General features: G+C 41.2%; 17 protein-coding genes and 1 pseudogene. 7 read left to right on the top strand and 11 right to left on the bottom strand.

What is annotated here, in order from left to right; translation table 11 throughout:
• Positions 1-82: 82 nt before the first annotated feature.
• Positions 83-5,491, bottom strand: a complete 5,409-nt coding sequence (locus RMY63_RS10510; protein WP_416212505.1) for a translocation/assembly module TamB domain-containing protein — start codon at positions 5,489-5,491, stop codon at positions 83-85.
• Between the two features lie 283 nt (positions 5,492-5,774).
• Positions 5,775-5,972 carry a hypothetical protein gene (locus RMY63_RS10515; protein WP_322728645.1) on the bottom strand — a complete coding sequence of 66 codons (198 nt, stop codon included), beginning with the start codon at positions 5,970-5,972 and terminating at the stop codon, positions 5,775-5,777.
• Between the two features lie 737 nt (positions 5,973-6,709).
• Here RMY63_RS10515 and RMY63_RS10520 point away from each other — a divergent pair.
• The 3 genes from RMY63_RS10520 (at position 6,710) to RMY63_RS10530 (ending at position 9,335) form a co-directional block, all read left to right on the top strand.
• Positions 6,710-7,963: a DUF4912 domain-containing protein gene (locus RMY63_RS10520; protein ID WP_322728646.1), complete on the top strand. Its 1,254-nt coding sequence runs from the start codon at positions 6,710-6,712 to the stop codon at positions 7,961-7,963.
• A gap of 198 nt (positions 7,964-8,161) precedes the next feature.
• A complete protein-coding gene (locus RMY63_RS10525) occupies positions 8,162-9,088 on the top strand; it encodes a phosphodiester glycosidase family protein (RefSeq protein ID WP_322728647.1) in 927 nt (308 codons plus the stop codon).
• A gap of 34 nt (positions 9,089-9,122) precedes the next feature.
• Positions 9,123-9,335 (top strand): hypothetical protein, encoded by a 213-nt coding sequence (locus RMY63_RS10530; RefSeq protein ID WP_322728648.1) that lies wholly within the window; start codon positions 9,123-9,125, stop codon positions 9,333-9,335.
• Positions 9,336-9,440: 105 nt separating this feature from the next.
• On the opposite strand, the gene crtR is transcribed toward RMY63_RS10530, so the two are convergent.
• On the bottom strand, positions 9,441-10,502 hold the full coding sequence (crtR, locus tag RMY63_RS10535) for a beta-carotene hydroxylase (RefSeq protein ID WP_322728649.1): 1,062 nt from the start codon (positions 10,500-10,502) through the stop codon (positions 9,441-9,443).
• A 741-nt stretch (positions 10,503-11,243) separates the two neighbouring features.
• Between crtR and RMY63_RS10540 the strand changes: the two genes are divergently transcribed.
• Positions 11,244-11,666, top strand: a complete 423-nt coding sequence (locus RMY63_RS10540; RefSeq protein ID WP_322728650.1) for a lysozyme inhibitor LprI family protein — start codon at positions 11,244-11,246, stop codon at positions 11,664-11,666.
• Between the two features lie 454 nt (positions 11,667-12,120).
• Here RMY63_RS10540 and RMY63_RS10545 read toward each other — a convergent pair whose 3' ends face one another.
• Genes RMY63_RS10545 through RMY63_RS10555 form a run of 3 tightly spaced genes read right to left on the bottom strand, consistent with a single transcriptional unit; the run spans position 12,121 to position 15,146 of the window.
• A complete protein-coding gene (locus RMY63_RS10545) occupies positions 12,121-12,828 on the bottom strand; it encodes an actin-binding WH2 domain-containing protein (protein ID WP_322728651.1) in 708 nt (235 codons plus the stop codon).
• Positions 12,829-12,870: 42 nt separating this feature from the next.
• Positions 12,871-13,575: an actin-binding WH2 domain-containing protein gene (locus RMY63_RS10550; RefSeq protein WP_322728652.1), complete on the bottom strand. Its 705-nt coding sequence runs from the start codon at positions 13,573-13,575 to the stop codon at positions 12,871-12,873.
• Positions 13,576-13,598: 23 nt separating this feature from the next.
• A complete protein-coding gene (locus tag RMY63_RS10555; RefSeq protein ID WP_322728653.1) occupies positions 13,599-15,146 on the bottom strand; it encodes an FAD-binding oxidoreductase in 1,548 nt (515 codons plus the stop codon).
• Between the two features lie 83 nt (positions 15,147-15,229).
• Here RMY63_RS10555 and RMY63_RS10560 point away from each other — a divergent pair, with 83 nt between their 5' ends.
• The 3 genes from RMY63_RS10560 to RMY63_RS10570 are packed head-to-tail and all read left to right on the top strand — an operon-like array spanning position 15,230 to position 16,173.
• Positions 15,230-15,544, top strand: a complete 315-nt coding sequence (locus RMY63_RS10560; RefSeq protein WP_322728654.1) for a hypothetical protein — start codon at positions 15,230-15,232, stop codon at positions 15,542-15,544.
• Positions 15,545-15,604: 60 nt separating this feature from the next.
• Entirely contained in the window at positions 15,605-15,838 is a 234-nt protein-coding gene (locus tag RMY63_RS10565; protein WP_322691308.1) for a hypothetical protein, read from the top strand.
• Entirely contained in the window at positions 15,835-16,173 is a 339-nt protein-coding gene (locus tag RMY63_RS10570) for a type II toxin-antitoxin system VapC family toxin (protein WP_322728655.1), read from the top strand. The genes RMY63_RS10565 and RMY63_RS10570 overlap by 4 nt, the downstream gene beginning before the upstream one ends.
• A 92-nt stretch (positions 16,174-16,265) precedes the next feature.
• On the opposite strand, the gene RMY63_RS10575 is transcribed toward RMY63_RS10570, so the two are convergent.
• From RMY63_RS10575 to RMY63_RS10595, 5 genes and pseudogenes are all read right to left on the bottom strand, one after another.
• Positions 16,266-16,724, bottom strand: coding sequence for a hypothetical protein (locus RMY63_RS10575; protein ID WP_322728656.1), 459 nt, complete (start codon positions 16,722-16,724; stop codon positions 16,266-16,268).
• A 276-nt stretch (positions 16,725-17,000) separates the two neighbouring features.
• Positions 17,001-17,126, bottom strand: a pseudogene (locus tag RMY63_RS10580) (pentapeptide repeat-containing protein); the annotation flags it as partial.
• Between the two features lie 75 nt (positions 17,127-17,201).
• Positions 17,202-17,363 carry a hypothetical protein gene (locus RMY63_RS10585; RefSeq protein WP_322728657.1) on the bottom strand — a complete coding sequence of 54 codons (162 nt, stop codon included), beginning with the start codon at positions 17,361-17,363 and terminating at the stop codon, positions 17,202-17,204.
• 235 nt (positions 17,364-17,598) lie between these two features.
• Complete coding sequence (locus RMY63_RS10590) at positions 17,599-17,982, bottom strand: type II toxin-antitoxin system VapC family toxin (RefSeq protein ID WP_322728658.1); 384 nt, start codon at positions 17,980-17,982, stop codon at positions 17,599-17,601.
• A gap of 3 nt (positions 17,983-17,985) precedes the next feature.
• Positions 17,986-18,237 (bottom strand): hypothetical protein, encoded by a 252-nt coding sequence (locus RMY63_RS10595; protein ID WP_322728659.1) that lies wholly within the window; start codon positions 18,235-18,237, stop codon positions 17,986-17,988.
• Positions 18,238-18,699: the final 462 nt, after the last annotated feature.

Below are 18,699 nucleotides of genomic sequence, written 5' to 3' on the forward strand. Positions count from 1 at the left end.
ACAATGCGATTGTTTCGCCTGACAATGCGATTGTTTCGCCTGACAATGCGATTGTTTCGACTAACAATGCCAATGCACCAATCTAAAATCGGGTTTCATACTCAACTTGAAGTTGATTGTCATCCCCCACATCAGTTGAGCCTCGCATTAGAATTTCGTCATTGACTCGATAGAGGACATTGAAACGGAAAGAGTCATCGCTAGAAAGAGCGCGTGATAAAGAGGCAGAGAAATTTTTATTAATATCAAACACACCTTCCGCTGATAAATTAAGAATTGAAGCTTTTGATGTTTTTGATTCATCATTATTAATAGATGGAGTCGGAAATATCCGAAATTCACTGAAACCAACAGCCTGTCCGATCGCAGTGATAGTTCCTTGTAAACTACCTAAAATGGTAGAACTAGCGAAATTAGTCAGCCCTTGGCCTGCATCTGCTTGACCGAAAGAACCCAGAATTGAGCCACCCAGCAAAGCAACTATTTCTCCCTTACTACGGCTAGGTTCGCTCGTCAGTTCTAGATTCTCACCCAATTTACTAGCTGGCCCGTCTACCCTAGCTTGAACGGTAACGCTACGTAAAGTTCCAAAGTTGTTTACAGAAACATCGCTGACTTCAGAAGACAATGGTGATTCCAAAGTTTGAGTGTTCCTTGCTGATGTTTCCGGTACAATTGCCGTCAGTCGGACATCCAAAGTTGGGTCAAGTCCTTGACTTGGAGTAAACCGCGCAGTTTGTTCATAGCCCCGCGCCAAGGTGAACTCTGTGGAAAATAAACTTAGTCGTCCTCCTGTCAAACGAATGACTCCTTCAGGAAGCGGTTTGGCTAATGTACCATTAATGGTCAAGTCACCTTTAGCGTCAAACTTCAATAGGGGCTGACTTAATGCCGCTCCTCCTGGTACAAAGCTTAGAAAGGACTGAGTTGTAACCCGAATATCTTTGTCTAAAATCAACTTTAAATCTGCAAACTCTACAGGTAAATTGGGTGGAGTTGCGGGAAGAGTGCTTGCGTCTGTTGTCGCCACTGGGTTAGTGCTTCCATCCACTGTAACCACTGGGTTAGGGTTATTATCTGCTGTCGGCGTGACGTTAGAGTTAACCTGTTGTCTATCTAGATTTATCACCTTAGTATCAGCCTCTGCTGTCGCTGCTGATTTTTTAGCAGTAGTAGGCGAGTTGCCAATAATTACCTGACCATCACTCAGCTGAATCTCTCCACCAATTACAGGTTTTAAGGCTGTGCCGCGAATCACGACATCGCCACCAACACCACCTTCATACAGTCCTGCAAGCTTAAAATTGAGTTTGTCTGCTATTGATACTGTCAGGGGATTAGCTGCGGCTTGTTGAGCATCAAAAATTGGCAAGATGCCTGATACAGTTACTTGCCCTTGATTGTAATTACCTTGGATATTTTCAACACTTACCGTACTACCATTAAATAGTGCTGTTCCTGTGACATTCGTTAAAGGATCGGATAAGGCTTCAGCGCGAAAGGTAGCATTATTAAGTGTGGCGTTGCCGTTGATAATTGGTTCGGTTAAAGTACCTTGAACATTTAAATCTACTTTTCCTTGACCATCTACCCAAGCGACTTGATTATTGGTCAACAGATTTAAGAGTGCCAATCCTTCATTTTGCACATTGGCGTTGATGCTGATTTGATTGCTATCCGGTTGCACTTTGGTAAAAGGCAACGGTGCAGGAACGCTACCTGTAACGGCAACTGGCTGCGTTCCTGTTACTAGTAAGGTACTATCAAAATTCAAGCGAGCTTTGTTGTAATCAAAGTTCACCTCTCCTGTTTGTACGGGTTGTTTGTTAAGGGTCGCATTCGCTAGCGCCACTTTCCCTTGAACTCTGGGGTCTTGCAAACTACCTGCTAAAGTGGCATCAGCATTTACATTACCAGTGATATCTACGGGGTATTTTTCGATAAAAGGTTCTAAAAGTGATAAGGGCAAACTGGCTACATTCAATTTTCCAGATAGTTGCTCTGTTCCTAACTGTCCTGAAAATGCCACTAGTCCTTGATTTATCCCCACACTCAAGGGTGAAAGGGTGACGATACCATCGGCGAAACTACCTTGAGCAACAACTTGATTAATGGAGTATTCACCCCATTGCCAGTTAGCACCTTGGAAATTAAAGCCGACATTCAACCCAGATTTTAACGAGCCATTGGCTGTAATTGCTCCGCTCAAAGCACCTGTTAATTCTGCAAGGCTGGGTAAAGATGGGGTTTGTTTTGTTTCAGCTTGCCGTTCTTTTGCAAGGGCTGCTGTAATATTCGAGAAGTATGCTAATTGTGTTTTCAAATCTGCATTCGGCAAGCTGACAGACTCTGTTTCAAGTGCTTCTGCTTTGGCTAACTTCGGAGGCTGCAACCCGGTATTAAGGTCTTGAAAGTCGAAGATATTAAACGCTTGTAAAAGTCTCTGGATTTTGGCTTGGGCAAAATTAGCTTGGAATTGAAATTGCGGGTCATTCCCAGTTTGCACATTGCCACTGAGAGCGATGTTGCTATCGCCAATCCGCAATTGACCATTAGCCAAGCTAGCTGTACCATCAGCATAATTGATACTGCCGCGAAATTCATCGGCTGCAACTCTGGCAACACGAGGCCCGGCGATCGCCACGTCTCCCGCTATGGCATAATTACTCAGATTAACAACTAAATTACCCGATAATTGCCCTGCCAGTGGTTTCAATTGATTGTTAGGTAAAAAGCCGCCAACTAGAGCGATGGGAAACTGTTGGGCGTTGATGAGCAAGTTATCTCCCTCAGTTCTACCTGTAGTAACTGCCTCATCGCGTTTAACTAAAAATGAAGTGGGACGATAATCTGCACCTAAGTTAAGTGCAATCCGATCTTGTTTCCCAGCTAGTCGCAGACTTGCCCCTTGTCCTCCTTGAAAGTTCACGTTTCCGGTTAAAAGTGGGTCAAATGCCAAGTTGCTCACATTGAAATTCCGCAGGCGGATATTCCCATTAGCTTGGGGGACATCTGGAGTTCCTGTCACTTTTCCATTAAAATCCAGTCGCCCTGCTATTGCGACATCCCCAGGAACTTTAAAACCAGTATTTTGTAAGTTGAAATTCTGCGCCAGTACATTTAAATCAAATCCGGCAATTTGGGGTGCGCCAGTTGGGGGAGACTGAATCGCGATCGCACCATTAGCCCTCAATCCTGGGGTACCTGCGTTTTCAACTATAATCTGCTGTCCATTCCACTGAAATTGTGCAGTCAACGGTTTTGCCAGTTGCGCTACTCCTTGGGGAAGGCTGATTTGTCCGGCGGCGCGAATATCTGCAAGCTGGAAAGATTGGGTTGTGCCTGCTAACTGAATATTGCTATTCAGCCGTCCTCGCAGTTGTGGTGAAAAACGGTTGAGTTGAATTTGAGAAGTTTTGACAGATCCTTGCCAGCGTTGTTGTGCAACTTCACCTCTGGCTCTGATTGTCCCGCCTGCGACGTTCACAACTGCATCGGGAAAGACGATATTCTCTCCTTGTTTGGTAACAACAACTCGTCCGCTGGTGGGATAGGTGGCACTAGGCGCTTGTACCCGTGCTACTGTTTGCAGATTGCTCAGAGTGCCGGAAATATCGGCATTTGCTGAGACATTCCCAATGGCAATCGAGGGTGAGGAATTGTAGGCTTTAGCGATCGCATCTCCTGGTATATTTTTTGCTTGCACATTCAACGCCACCCTACCTTGAGGTGCAAGCTGAACTCGTCCGCTAGCTGTGACTTGCCCTCCCACATCTGGATTTGCTTGAACGCGAGAAACATTGACATTTAGCGGTGTACCCAGAGAACCAGTAACTTTAGCGTTCGCAGATATACCACCAACATTAATGGGAGTGGAAATGCCGTAACCTTGAGCGATCGCATTTCCTGGGATACCTTGAGCTTGAATATCTACGCCTACCTGACCTTGAGGAGCGAGTTGAATTTGACCATTGGCTGTGATTTTCCCTCCGGCTGGCGGTGTTATCTGAACATTGGAAACATCAAGTTTCAAAGGCTGTTTACGAAGTGAGCCAGAAATTTGAGCTTTTGCTGAAACATTGCCAACTGTGATCGGGAGAGTAACGCCGTAGGTGCGTGCTAGTATATCTCCTGATATCCCATCAGCTTGAGCATTAAATATTACCCCATCTTTGGTTCCCAGATTAGCTTGACCGCCGCCTGTAATTTGACCGCCAGCTGCGGGGACTATTTTCAAATTGGAGACAGCAAGTTGAGATGCAGTTTTAGATGCATTCAAGCGAAAATTAGTGTTGATGGTATTAAATTGAACGCGGTCAACTTGAATCGGTTTGGTGTTACTTACTGTACCACTGACGACTGGTTGCTCAAGTGCGCCGCCTACTTGAATATTTGCTTGAATTTCGCCACTAGCTGGGACTGACGAATTTACTTTCAGGGTATCTAAGATATTTTTCGCAGTAACTGGTTTGATCTGAGCAGAGACATTAAAACCTGTTTGAGTATTAATTGTTCCATTAGCCAGAATGGGAACTTTGCCAAAGTTCGTACTCAGATTATCTAAAGTAACTGTCTGACCCTGAAATAGAAATTTCCCATTAAAATTAGAAATCGGCTGAGGAATATTTTGAATTTTCGCGGTAATTTGATTAGCTGTAGCTGTTCCCGTAATTGCGATGTCTGAAAGTTTTGGTGGAATCTGAACTCCTAAGTCAGCATTTAAATACCCTGCTTGTAGAGCGATCGGTAACTGAATTAATCTCGTGATATCAGATGCTTGTAAATTTTGGGCTGAAAGCTGGACGTTAGTTTGTTGAGCTTTTAGTTGGGTTTCGCCAACGATTTTAACAGCGCCTCCCCTAGTGAATTGAGTATTGAAGTCATAACCGATCCTTTGATTTCCATCTGAAAATCGGGCAATACCACCAACTTGATCTAATATTACTGAGTCTTTTGGTTTAGTTGGTGCAGTGAATGGCACCAACTCTATATCGCCATCTTGAATTTGAAGTGACTGCAACTCAGTTTGAATAAAACCTTTTCCTTCCCCAGCCTTAACTTGGGCTGTCACCCAACGACCATCTTTATCTTGTTGAACGTAGACATTGGGTTGAATTAAGGTGACATTTAATGCTAATTTTCGGCTAAGAAGGAGTTGCAACGGCGAGAACTGCACCTCTAAAGCTTTTGCTACCACCTGATCTCGATCGCTAGTAGTTGCTGGTATCGATAGAGAGCTAAATCTCAGACTAGAAAGCGAAAAACGTTCAACGTTGCCAACTTTTACTGGACGCCCCAGTAATTGCTCAAGATTTTGCTGTACTAATGGTGCTAAATCTTTGTATATATAGTTTCTAGCCCACCAAGCACCAACTATAATTCCAATTAGCAAAATCCCACCCAGAGCCAAACTGGTACGTCCTAAAAGCAGGAGCCACAAACGACGATTAGATGGTTCCTGATTGTTTTTTGATTTTGGCGATCGCGTCATCATTGTTACTAGTACCAGTAATTTTTTCTGGAGTGAGGCTAGAGACAAATTAGTTAGTTGTATCAGCAAGTTACAAAATATAGTTTCACAATATTAAGACTTACGCAAGAACTTTGTGGCAAGCCGCTTGTATTTTCTAGGAGAGGCTGCGCCAATAAGACGCATTTGCAGTGCGTCTATGTTATTTCATAATTTTGTGTAATTCCTGAATTATTAACAAGATTCGCTACTTTGTAGAGAAGTAGCGAATTTGAGCTTTTCAATTACTGTTTTGCAAACCCAATCAATCATCAATTGGATCGTCAATCATTTCTGGTACTAAAGCTGGGTTACTTCTACGTTCGGCTGGTGATTGCTCTCGAATAACATCGTCTATTCTTGCAGGGTGTTTAATTTTGTCCAGTACCTCTGGACTTAATTGTAATGCATCGCCTTCTGGATTAGACTTTTCAGCTTGACTAGGAACTGTTTCCTTATTCATAACTATTTCCCTAAACCCTAAACTTATATGCCAAGCTTAAGTTCTTCTATGGTGGGGTACACACTATCTTGCGACTTAATTTCACATAATAATAAGTGAGAAAGGCGTGAGCTTTAACGAAACAGAAGAAAGGTGTCACTCGCCAGAATTGAGAATGAATTTTGAACAAAAGAGCGGATAGCGCAGCATTAGCGAGTATTCGTACTCTTACAGAGAAGCAAGCTCGCAAGAGCGTCTCGTAGAGAGTGTCACATCTGAATTCTGACCATAACCGAGCTTCTTTGCCTCCACTCCTGAATTCTGACTTCTGAATTCTTCAAGAATTGTGGTTTTTGGCTGACCCAGAGAGTAATGTTATAAAAAATTGACATTGTTGCCATTAAGAAACACGTAGACTGCGATTATTGTCATGTTTTCATGACAATAAGATCCCAGAAGGGCTGATAAATTCGTGAAACAGCCAAAAAACCCACCTCATACCCCTTGATCCCTAGATATGCTTAGTGGTTAATATATACTTAACAAACAGAAATCCTCCGATCCCAAAGAAATGCTGATTTTGGCATCATAAGGAATTGAAAGGATATTGACTCAATTTAAAAACAGATTAAAAAACTTAAAAACTGGGCAAAACCAGGAGTCAGGATAAAAAATTCATCTGGAGTGGATGACATTTTACATAGCATTCTTTAACCAGGGGAAATCATTTACCGCTTAAACTACTGGAGGCCAAATTAATGGCAAAAGAACGCCCGCCACTAGAGGAGATGACCTTACGTCAACTACGCAAAGTTGCTAGCGAATATAGCATCTCTCGCTATAGCAGAATGCGTAAATCACAACTGCTGACATCAATACAAGAAGTCCAGCGTAGCAAAAACTTACTCAGTCCATCTCGTTCATTGGAGGCACAAGAAACCGTGGAAGCTGCAAAGTTTGAATTAGGTCAGGAAGATCGTACTGGCGGATCTTTGGCTGATGTTGATGAAGGACTCGCAGATTTACCCTCTGGCTATGGTGAAAGCCGGATTGTACTTTTACCGCGCGATCCTCAATGGGCTTACACTTACTGGGATGTTCCCAATGAACACAAAGAGGAACTGCGTCGCCAAGGCGGACAACAACTGGCACTAAGGATTTATGATGTCACCAACATCGATATCGAATACCAAAGCCCACATAGCATTCAAGAATATCCTGCTGATGAGCTAGCTAGAGAATGGTATCTACCAGTTCCAGTTAGCGATCGCGATTATGTAATCGATATCGGCTATCGTGCTGCTGATGGTCGCTGGTTAGTACTAGCTCGTTCTAGTAAAGTACACATTCCTCCCGTTTATCCTTCTGACTGGATTGAGGATGTCTTCATTACTGTAAATTTTGAAGAAGATTTACGTAGCAAAACTCAGTACGAACTAGTTCCCCCTGCGAAGAAGGTTCCAGCTACCGCCAATGGAAATGCTGTGGTAAATGGCAACGGCAACCCCATCTACGACGAAATATTTGGTTTAGCGGAATCTGCCGAAGCACAACGAGTTGCTGGTTCTATCTTTGGCTCCCAACAAGGTGCAGTGCGTCCTGAACAAGCCATCAGCTCTTACATTTTCCCATCGGGTGTGGGTCTGTGGGCAACTCCTACCGTGTCTGGCTTAACCGCTTCCGGTGCAGGAATGTCAGGTGTTGGCTTCTCGGCTTCTGCCGTCCCAGTGCGTCCACGCAAGTTCTGGTTAATTGCCGATGCTGAGTTGATAGTCTACGGTGCAACTGAACCCGATGCTACTGTAACCATTGGTGGCCGTCCAATCAAGCTGAATCCAGATGGAACATTCCGCTTCCAGATGTCCTTCCAGGATGGTTTAATTGACTACCCAATTTTGGCTGTAGCTGCTGATGGTGAGCAAACCCGGTCAATTCAGATGAAATTTAATCGTGAGACACCATCTCGGAATACTAACACCAAAGAAGAAGCTGTCTTAGAATGGTTTTCTTAAGTTTTGGTTCTGAGATTGACTCCAGACTGAAATTTTAAATTATTCCCCGCTATAGTAATTCTGTAGCGGTTTTTTATATAGGAATCGTATTTGATTTCTGAAATTATCTACGTAGTTGGGGAGTAGGGAGTAGGGCTGAAGGCTTTTCGAGTTGTACGGAGTTTTTTCAAAAATCAAATCATAGTCCTATATATTATTATGTCTACAAAAAAATTATTTTTATTATTTATCTTGATAATCAGTGCAAGCTTATTATCAGGTTGCCAAAAGATTGAGGCAAATTTAGTCCCAAAAGCGTCTAAAAGTTGCCCTGGCAAAGATGCCAAGTTCAGTATTGATTTTTTTAAAACCAATAATCAAGGAGAAAAAAATCCCAAAGGTATTAACAATGTGATTATTTTTAATCCCAAATCAGCAGAATTAGATTTTAAAGTTAATGTTGGTCTATCTCATAAACTTTACGCCAAAGATAGTAGAGGTAAACTACGTAAAGAATATGTAGCAAAACAGTTTCATGAACTCATCGCTGATGAAAATGCCAAGTTAAACGGACAGCTACCCATTGCTGCAATTAATGCCGACTATATAGATACTGATGATAAACCACAAGGCTTAAATATTTCTCGTGGTGTAGAGTATTCAGGAGCATTTAAAAATAAACGTTCTTCCTTTGGGATATCAGGAGGTACACCCCAGCAGCGACAGGCTACTATTCAAGCTGGCAGAAGAACAAATAATATTCTCAATTACAATTTAGTGGGCGGTAATGGCAGATTTTATCGTCAGGGTAAGTTTAAAGATATTTGTCAAGATTTGGGAGAATTTGCTTGTAAAAATGCAACTAATCGCTCTCTGGCAGCTATCACTAATCAAGGCTATGTAATCTTATTAGTTAATGATTTGAAAGCTAATTCAGATATTGAATTATCTCAACTTAATCAAGAGTTATTGCCAGATATGTTTGATAATGTCTTGGAAGGTATTGCTAACAACAACTGTTTAGGTAAGATTCAAGAAGGGATTTTATTTGATGGAGGTATGTCTCCAGGATTGTATTATAACCAGAAAACTTATGTAGAAAACCTTGGGCCGATTGGTTCAGTTTTTTTGATTTACAAAAAATAAAGTTTAATATCAAGTTCGGCAAATCACTTACGATATGTCATTGCGAATGCAACGTACTCCTTTCCTACGGAACGCTCCGCGAACGGAGAAGCAAGCTACGCGGCAGCGTCTCGTAGAGAAGTGGAATGTTCGCCCTTGGCGTTCCCGAACGCGAGTGCGTCTCCGTCAGGAGAAGGGTAGCAATTCGCTTGCCTTTGGGATTGCTACCCTTCTCCTAGCAAAGACGCTGCGCGAACGCTCGCAATGACATAAGTATTAAGTCGAACATGATATAATAAGTCATTAACCGGACTTGATATCATTGGTTATTTACAAATGACCAATAACTAATGGCTAATTCACGAATTAATGCTTATTTACGACTTTGTGATTCATCTTGATTTTTAGTTTTTTGATGAGAAAAGCGAATTCCTACAAAGATATCGTAAATAAACTCTAAAAAGTCTTTCTTTTGCAGTAACCCTGAAGTTTGATAACAGCCTTTTTCATCTAACAAAGGCTTCATCAAATAGTACGTAGACTGATATTTGTACCAGGGAATACAAGTCCATAAATGATGAATTAAATGGTAGTTCTGACCTAAAATCAGGATGTTAAGAATTGGGCTTGGGTATACACGAGCATTTTTCCAGCGATCGCGTTCAACAAAGGGACGATGAGGCAAATAATCAAAAAATAATCCCAGTATTAATCCCACTATACCAGAAGGTACAACCCAAAAATTGAGAACGTACATTAAAAAATGATATTGAACCGAGATATAAAAAATTGCAACAACAATTAAGCGGCTAATTAACCATTCCCATAGCTCATATTTGCGCCACAGTCGCCGTCGAAAGAAAAACACCTCATGGGACAAGAATCGAAATGCAATTAACCACAACGGGCCACCTGTAGAAACAAAATGATCTGGGTCATCTTTGGGATGGTTAACATGAGCGTGATGCTGCAAATGTACTCGTGTAAACACTGGGAAAACGAACCCTAGCATCAGGGCGCTACCATGCCCTAATATGGCATTAATGACTCGATTGCGGTGGGCAGATTGGTGACAGGCATCATGAATTACCGTTCCAGCACAATGCAAGGCAATAGTGTTAAAACCAAAACATAGCCAGTCTGGCCATTGCCAAAGCCAATAACCACAATGAGATGACACGAGTACTGTCACAGATGCAAAAAATAGTAGTAATGTAGGATTGAAATCACCAGGAGGCGCTAATAATTCCTTTGGTGGAGCTTTCAGCAGTTTTTCTGCTTTCGAAGTTACCGTTCTTACTTCTGGATCTACTACGTCTTTAAAGATGACTTCCAAGTTGTTGCCATTTAGCTTTTTATAGTCATCAACGGCTGGGTCGATGATGATTAGGCTTTTGTCCGGGATGTCAAAAAAATTAGGATCTAAAGAGGTCATAATTTTCCTGGTCTTGATTCGTTGATAAAATGAGCTTGAAATCCCAAACTCAGCCAGCACAGAATAGATTTCTTGCCCCGATTAGAGAGATGAAAAGATTGAAAATTTAGCCAATACTCTTCTCTGTTCAAATTAGGTATGAACTGTAAGAGATAGAGAATAGAAAAAATTTGGAATTCCTTGTTAAACTACACACATAAACAAAATATTTGATTTTTCATTTCGAGAGTGAGTCCTGTTACTCATAATGCCAGCGACAACGGTATACATAGATTTTGGTTTTATATCGACATTTATCGATTTGCCCAGGCAATGTTTTTTCCGATGTGCTGAAATGACATTTTGTTATTGCTTTTGTAAAAAACAATTTTCAACAATATAAAGAATACAGTTATTTGAACGATCAACGCAAGAGTTTTGTCGGAATTTGACGTATAATAAAAATATTTTAGGCACAGATATCATACTTTTAACAAAAATGCATATTTTATTTGCTTAAATAAAACATGATCTTTTTCCTCACAGATGCAATAAGTATATATACCTGCGATCGCTTACTCCCCTTTCGATTTCATGTAGTTGCTGTCTTCTTCTTTTAACCAAAACTCCAGCGCGGCAGTGTACTGGTAGCCAGAACGAACCATAATACTTATTTGTCGAGCATACCACTTCCTACTTTGATTCTGAGTTTGAGGCTAGCTAAAATATCAAATTTCTCTACCTAACAATAAAGATTTTGCTATGCGTCAATTATTACTAGTTTTGTCCAGTATCCTAACTCTCAGCAGTTTAGATACTTCCGCCATCACAATAGCAGGCACAACGCCTGATGTATCTGAGATGCGCTTAGTTCAAAAGCTCAACTGCAATAATCCTCAAACTCAAGCAGCAATTAATGAATGTACGAAGTTATCTTATCAGAATGCAGATAAAAAACTAAATCAAGTTTATCAACAATTGGTATCTACATTAGAAAGGTCTAGAAAACAGAAATTGATTGCTGCACAGCTAGCATGGCTCAAGTTTCGAGATACCAATTGTGAGTTTGAGAAAAGCAAATATGAGGGCGGAAGTATTGCCTCTAGCATTTATTCTGGTTGTTTGGAAAAGACCACAAAGCTGCGTACCCAACAATTACAAGAATATCTCAAAGTTGACCCTTAAGCTGAAGCTGAAAGTCAGTGTAGAAGAAGCTTTTAGAGATTAGACTTCTTGCATGAATTAATGAGCTTTCACCCTAAATCCCTCTCCCACATTTGGAAGCTACCGTGTACACACAAGTTGAATTACCCCCCTTAATCCCACGCCAGATGCTTCAAGTCGGGCATTGCCCGCCCAACGCACTGGCTTCCCGATGTATTAATATTGGGGGGAAACCGGAAAATCCAGTTCCCTCCTCTTTGCAAGGGCAGGGTTAGGGTGGGGTAAAACCCTGGTTAATCTAGCTATTTCAGACTTGTGTGTACACTGTAGCATTTGGGAAAGGGACTTTGACATTTGCATTTGTGCAAGAGGTCTATTGAGTCAGAGACTCAATGAATACATTCCCAGGCTGCTGCCCTGCCTGGGAACGAGGAAAGTTGTCACTGGGAACTAGACTAATTATCTTTTTCTGAGATTAACGCAAACCTAAAATTTCGGAAATCGCGGCTACAATATCTAAATAAAAATTGCCTTTCACCGCCCGAAACAACTCAAATTTAGAGTCAGGGGCCCCAAAAAATGGTCTGAGAAACCATCCTAACTGCATACCAACAAAGGCATAAAGCAATAACCAGGATCTTAAAATAGTGGTGCGGGTTTTTTTGCCAACTTCATCTTGTTGAGAAAGTAATTGCATTCCCTCATAAAGGAATTTCACGCCAAATATGCCTGTGATACCAAAAATAAATACATTCAGCAGTTTAAAAAATTGATAAGAATCGGGTGTAGTAATCAGAAAAAATAGCGTAACTGGTGCCAAGCTAAATAAAAGTACGCTAATCACTGATACAGATGTGAGTAATACAACGAAATGCTGTAAAATACTGCTCCGAGAACCAAACAAAACATTAAAAAAGAACAAAGTTGGGAAACAAATAATCAGTGTGATTAAATAGAATACCGGAAGTTTAATAGCACCAGATAATGCCTGTCCCCAACTGTGGGATGCACCGATAATTGCTCCATAAAGGGCAAAGAAAATGGAACTAGATACGAATAGAGAAGTGATTTTATTTTGTAATCGCACTCCCTGACGAATTTCTTCTAAAAATGACTGGCGATCGCGCAGTAAATTAACCAAAACACCAAACTGTTGAATTCCGCGATTTTGCTTTTTTAGCATATTTTTATAGGTTGTGTTTTTTGTGGAATTACTAATGAATAATTAACGAAATCCCAAGAGATAGCTAATAGATTTAATGACGCTTAAATAGAAATTACCTTCTCTTTCGCGGAATAGTTCAAAGAGAGAACCCGGTGTGCCAAAAAATGGTCTGAGAGTCCATCCTAACTGACTGCCTACGAAAGCGTAAAGAAATAGCCAAAATTGTAAAATTTTCTGGCGTGTCTTACTACCTTCATTATCTTGTTCTAAAACTAAACTCGTGGCTTGATATAAAGACGAAACACCAATAAATCCAGTGATGGCAAAGATAAAGACATTTAACAAAATTAGAAATTGGTAATTATTGGTAGTAATCAAGAAAAACAGTGTGATTGGGGCAAAGCTAAATAAAAGTACACTCGTAACTGAAACCGCAGTTAAAACTAATGCTAAATGCTGGGCAAAAGTTCGCTTGGAACCAAAAATAATGTTAGCAAAGAACAACGTCGGGATACAAATCAAAAGTGTGATTAAATAAAGAGCCGGGAGTTTAATGGCGGAAGATATAGCTTGCATCCAACTATGGTATGCACCAATGATTCCGCCATAAGCAGCAATAAATAAGGAACTGCAAACTAGCAAAGAAATAATTTTGTTTGGTAATCTCGTACCTTGGCGAATTTCCTCTAGGAATTCTTGGCGATCGCGCAGGAATCCAATCAGCACTGCAAAGTATTTGATTCCTGAAGATTTCCGTTCAATCATGTTATCCTCACACCGATATTATTCTAAGTTTTATCTGAGTAATCACCACCAGAACCATACTTCCAAGCATCAATCAAACGATGCCAATAATATTGTTGTTCGTTCGGTTGATTCTTAATCCATGTTTCTAGCATTGGACTTAGCAAAAGCAAGGCAGTGTAAACACCTAAATTACTGTAATGTAACATCCAATCTAACAAACTTGCCAAACCTACTTGCGGAATTATCTTGACAACTAATAGAGGATGATATAAACCAGTTTTTAACAGTGTTTGCGTTAGTGCTGAAAACTGCACTATATCTTGTAAAAATGGTTTTAGCACTGGTGTACCCAACTGTTGCATTTCTTGAAATACTGCTGAGAGTAATTGGTTAATTTGATCTGAGGCAATTTTCTGATTTACACCAACACTCATCGCCCTTTGAAACAACCAAGTAACAGTCAAACTTGGCTGATAAGGTTGCAGCAGTGTTAACGCTTTTGCAGATAATTGTTCTGTTTCCAGGGCTTCGGAAATGCCATAAGTTAAACGCTTCAGGTGACGCACCATTGCCCCAAAACCACCAAAACTTAAAGGAGATTGACTACCACTGCTATCTCCGGCTGGGAGAATGCGATTCCAAGGGGTTTTTAGCGGACTTTGGCGATAAGTGGGAAAGAAACCAAATAGTGCCCGTTGAAATTTCAGCTTGCTCAATTCCACTCCCTGATATTCTGGTAAAAGACGCAGATATTCCTCAAATAGAGCTTCTAAACTCAAGCGTTGGGGATGTGCATCCATGTAGGTAAACAAGTAAGTGGTTCTCCCATCCCTGGCTGGAAAGGCTTCCCAGAAGTACTGGCATTGATTTTGCAAAGATGTAAATGATAATAATAAATCGCCTGAGTTATTTTCTGGAAAACCTTGGGCGCAACTTCCCACAACCAAGCATAAAGCATCTGGTTTTTTGCCTTGGCGTGCTTGTTGGGTGATGGGTGAAAAATGTCCCATCGCGTCGATTAATAAGCGAGTTTTGAATTGATTATTTACCATCACCCCGTCGGGATGAACCACTGCTTCGCTAAAAAGTGTGTTTTCTAACAACTTTCCACCTGCGGTGAGAAATCGGGTTTTCAAGGTAGCTAGTAGATAAACTGGATCTACGCCGATATTCAAAACATCCTCTACCCAAACTTCTGTACCGCCAGCAAAACTAACTCGTGCTGGGTTATATTGAGTCGCGATCGCACTTGCTAATTCTTCCTCTGTTAACAAGTTCAATTCCACAAATACATCTAATTCTTTGCGAGAAATATTCCATTCTTGTTCCCTTCCCCGCAAAATACCCCGTTCTAGCAACGCCACCCGCAACCCCTTCACCGCCAAGGCGCAACCAATTAAAATGCCCAAAGTGCCACCGCAGATTAGCACATCGAAATCTACAACGCCTAAAGGCTGTTGACTTTCTTTAACTAAGGTTGGTACTGGTGCGGAGTTTTCACGCACAGATGTTAAGATGCGATCGCCTTGGCGTAATCCTGCTAAAACATCGCCGGGTAATTGGGAAAGAATTTCTTCAGTTAAAGACATTTTGGAAAAATTCAACTCTACATTCCAAAACTACCTGAGAATGAAGAAAGTAGATACGATATTATTTTTGGAGAGCTACGAGCGTGGTCAACAATAATAATCAAATACTACCATTACCCTCAGAGGTTCACAGCGAAGAGTTAGAAGGCGTTGTGCAAGTGTTAGCAAACGTAACTAAGCTTCCTGCTGAAGTGGTTAAGCCACATTTAGATGCATTGCTTGAGCGGTTGATGAAATCAAAAGAGGAGCAACCATTTTACAAAACTGCAACGGCTCTTGAGTGGATAACAGCTTTTCGGGAATGGGCAGAGAGCCATAGGAGAGATACGCCCTTACTATCAGAGTATGCTTTAAGTCGGGCAGGAATATACGATGATGAGGAATCGGAAGATATTTAAGTGACTTATCTTGTCGATACCAACTTATTGCTACTAAGCTTTTATTAGGATAAAAATACGATGGATAGTATAAAAATCCGGTCGCATGTGGGTAAAGATGGTATTTTACATTTAGATATCCCAGTAGAAATGCCAGATACAGAAATTGAAGTTACGGTAACAATTCAAAGAGTTACACCACAACAACGGGGCTGGATGCCTGGGTTTTTTGAAGAGGTAATTGGTGGTTGGGTAGGAAAACCGCTAGAACGGGCAGAACAGGGAGAATACGAAACTAGGGAGCCGCTATTTTGATTTATCTGCTCGATTCTAATGTCTGTATCCGCTTAATAAATAATAGTAGTCCTGCGGTAACAACTCGACTGGCATCCCAACAACCAGAAGATATTTTAGTTTCTACAATAACCCAATTAGAACTGTACTATGGTGCTTACCGTAGTGCCCAACAGGAGAGAAATTTAGAAATATTGCAACGTTTTTTTAGTCAGTTTATTATTATACCTTTAGACCCAGAAGCCGCAAGAATAGCAGGGAGAATTCGGGCTGAGTTAGGTCGAACTCACGAGAACTTAAAAATCGCAGGCAATAATTTATTAGACATAGGAGTGAAAAAGAATGTAGAGACGTAGCATTGCTACGTCTCTACAATGGTTCTAGATAACACATATTTAATTTCTGGAGATGTCTATTCATTTCCAAGCGTTGGGACAGATGGATTAAATCAGTTTACTTTTTTTAAAGTACCAGTAATTACTGAACCTGTATCAGTTTGGATAAGAAAGATTTCTTTGCCTCCATCAACAATAATACCGCTTAAAGAACCATCACCATATACCAGCACCGTACAATCTTGTTTAACACTATAGAGTCCTGACACTGCCTTGTTTGTAGATACAGTACCGTTAGTGCTCTGAGTAACTGTTCCTTGAAAATTTCCCGTTCCATTAAACTTGTAGAAACCAACTTCAGCTAGAGGCGTTTCTAGGAAGGTTCCAGTGAAGTTGATTCCATAGCTACCTGTTATGGTTGCATTATTACAAGAAGGCGTAGGTTCGGCGTTCACCTTTTGAGAGATAGCGTCTAAAATGGTCAATGCTGACACAGTACCAATTATTAACGTCGTAAAAAAGCCTTGGATTTTAAAGTTCATCATATTCATCAAATCAAGACACCTTGGCATAAATATTCACATAGAACTTACGCACTGTACAAACTAATCATGGTATGAATTTACCAAAATAGGTTGTTTTAAGCTTTGATTAATTATTCTTGGATAGTAAATAAACACGCGCTATAGGGGTTTAACAATGCGCTTTACCCCTACGACAGATATGGTTTTTCAAACCATCTATTATTTGGTATTTCTATCAATACGTAAGTCCTGTGACACTAAAAGATTACTATTAAATGACTTAACTTGTAAATACTACGAGAAAGTAAAAATAAAATTTTTTACACCTTTGAGGTTAGCGTTGGTGAAGTTTGCCCCTCGGATGTCGGTATAACTAAAGTTTGCACCCGCAAGGTCTTGTCCTTTGAAGTTGCGTTCTCGGAGATTTTGACCGGAGAAGTCTAAAGCTATGTTCCACTTTACAGAGGTGAGCAAATTTTACTATACACTCACCCCTGTAAATTCAGGAATGGTTAGATATATTTGTTAGTTGAGCTTCAAAGGTGCAACTTCGAGGTTCAAAGGCGCAATTTCGAGGCTCAAAAGGTCATCGTTGAGTCTCAGAAGGTCAACGTCGAGGCTCAAAGGCGCAACTTCGAGGCTCAAAGGTGCAACTTCGAGGATAAAAGGCGCAACTTCGAGGCTCAAAAGGTCAACGTTGAAGCTCAGAAGGTCAACGTCGAGCTTTAGAAGGTCAATATTGAGCCTCAGAAGGTCAATGTTGAACTACAGCCACTGATTACCGCCCTTTCACTATGAGATTATCTACATAACCAGGACTTATGCACTCAAAAGTGAAACTTCGTTCGCATGGCGTGCGCGAAGTGTACTTCCCCCTGCAAGAACTGCGGTCTAAATGATAAGTCTTTAACCGGACACGATATTAGACTGCTCCGGGTTGATCAGTCTCAAACGGATTTAGCAGCTCAAGTTGGGCAATCCAACGGAAATCATCTATGTTTCTCGTTATTAAAGTTAATCTGTGTACCAAAGCAGTTCCGGCAATAATGGCATCTCCTAAAGTCATTCGCCTTTGTTGTCGTAGGATTACCGCTTCATTTAACACATTTTGAGATATCGGTAGAACCTGAGCAACTTGAAAAAACTCCTCGAAATACTGGCGTTGTGGTTCTGTAAGCAGATGATAGCCTAAGACTTCAAGGTAACTAAGTGCTGATACCGCAGGTGCATACTCAGCAATTAACTCTCTCAATTGGGCGTACTCTGGTTGAGCAGAGTAGATAATGATGTTGCTATCAAGAAGCACCTTTCATCGTCCTGGAAGTGAACGATCTTGACGGATTTCCCTTTGCCACGCAACTGGGTCAACGTTTAGAGTTTGACTTTTAGCGAGATTGTTCAATATTTCAGCCATTCTACGCCCGCGTGACTTTGCTTCTAGGGCTGGTTCGTTTTCAAGAAATGTAACGTGGACTTGGATTTGTTGATCTCCGAATTTAGGTACTTCATCAATCCACTCTAAACGGCTTCCCCTCAACCAAGCCTTAAATGTTTTTAGCATTGTTAAATCAAATTTGATAATTACTCTAAACTCATCTCATGATATAGGAATCATATTTGATTGGGTGAAATTATCTATGTAGCTGGGGATGGTGGGGCCCCCTCTGGGGATAAGGGGTAATGGGGAGTAGGGAGTAGGGAGTACGGAATAGGGCTGAAGGCTTTTCGAGTTGAGGGCGAGTTTTTTCACGCAATAAAATCATAGTCCTATAGCTTGGAAGCCAAAATACGTAATGTCAGACCATCTGATGATCGCTATTTTCATAGCTACATCAAATTGTCTATTTTGAGCGATGTCTGATGACAAGCCCTTCTCTACGAGAGGCTGCACCAACGGGTTCGGGGGTGACGCTCTTACGTCGCTAACGCTACGCTAACGCAAGACGCTCGAGGACTCGCTAACGCTGCGCTAACGACGGGAACCGCCATCGCTCTTAGCGTCTCCCCTTCTCCCAAAGGGAGA

This window comes from Nostoc sp. ChiQUE01b (genome assembly GCF_034531255.1).
Lineage (GTDB): Bacteria > Cyanobacteriota > Cyanobacteriia > Cyanobacteriales > Nostocaceae > Nostoc.

Bases quoted from the DNA above. Each gene is read 5' to 3' on its own strand.
- RMY63_RS10510 (WP_416212505.1), bottom strand. From the start codon at position 5,491: ATGACGCGATCGCCAAAATCAAAAAACAATCAGGAACCATCTAATCGT.
- RMY63_RS10515 (WP_322728645.1), bottom strand. From the start codon at position 5,972: ATGAATAAGGAAACAGTTCCTAGTCAAGCTGAAAAGTCTAATCCAGAA.
- RMY63_RS10520 (WP_322728646.1), top strand. From the start codon at position 6,710: ATGGCAAAAGAACGCCCGCCACTAGAGGAGATGACCTTACGTCAACTA.
- RMY63_RS10525 (WP_322728647.1), top strand. From the start codon at position 8,162: ATGTCTACAAAAAAATTATTTTTATTATTTATCTTGATAATCAGTGCA.
- RMY63_RS10530 (WP_322728648.1), top strand. From the start codon at position 9,123: ATGTCATTGCGAATGCAACGTACTCCTTTCCTACGGAACGCTCCGCGA.
- crtR (WP_322728649.1), bottom strand. From the start codon at position 10,502: ATGACCTCTTTAGATCCTAATTTTTTTGACATCCCGGACAAAAGCCTA.
- RMY63_RS10540 (WP_322728650.1), top strand. From the start codon at position 11,244: ATGCGTCAATTATTACTAGTTTTGTCCAGTATCCTAACTCTCAGCAGT.
- RMY63_RS10545 (WP_322728651.1), bottom strand. From the start codon at position 12,828: ATGCTAAAAAAGCAAAATCGCGGAATTCAACAGTTTGGTGTTTTGGTT.
- RMY63_RS10550 (WP_322728652.1), bottom strand. From the start codon at position 13,575: ATGATTGAACGGAAATCTTCAGGAATCAAATACTTTGCAGTGCTGATT.
- RMY63_RS10555 (WP_322728653.1), bottom strand. From the start codon at position 15,146: ATGTCTTTAACTGAAGAAATTCTTTCCCAATTACCCGGCGATGTTTTA.
- RMY63_RS10565 (WP_322691308.1), top strand. From the start codon at position 15,605: ATGGATAGTATAAAAATCCGGTCGCATGTGGGTAAAGATGGTATTTTA.
- RMY63_RS10575 (WP_322728656.1), bottom strand. From the start codon at position 16,724: ATGCCAAGGTGTCTTGATTTGATGAATATGATGAACTTTAAAATCCAA.
- RMY63_RS10595 (WP_322728659.1), bottom strand. From the start codon at position 18,237: ATGCTAAAAACATTTAAGGCTTGGTTGAGGGGAAGCCGTTTAGAGTGG.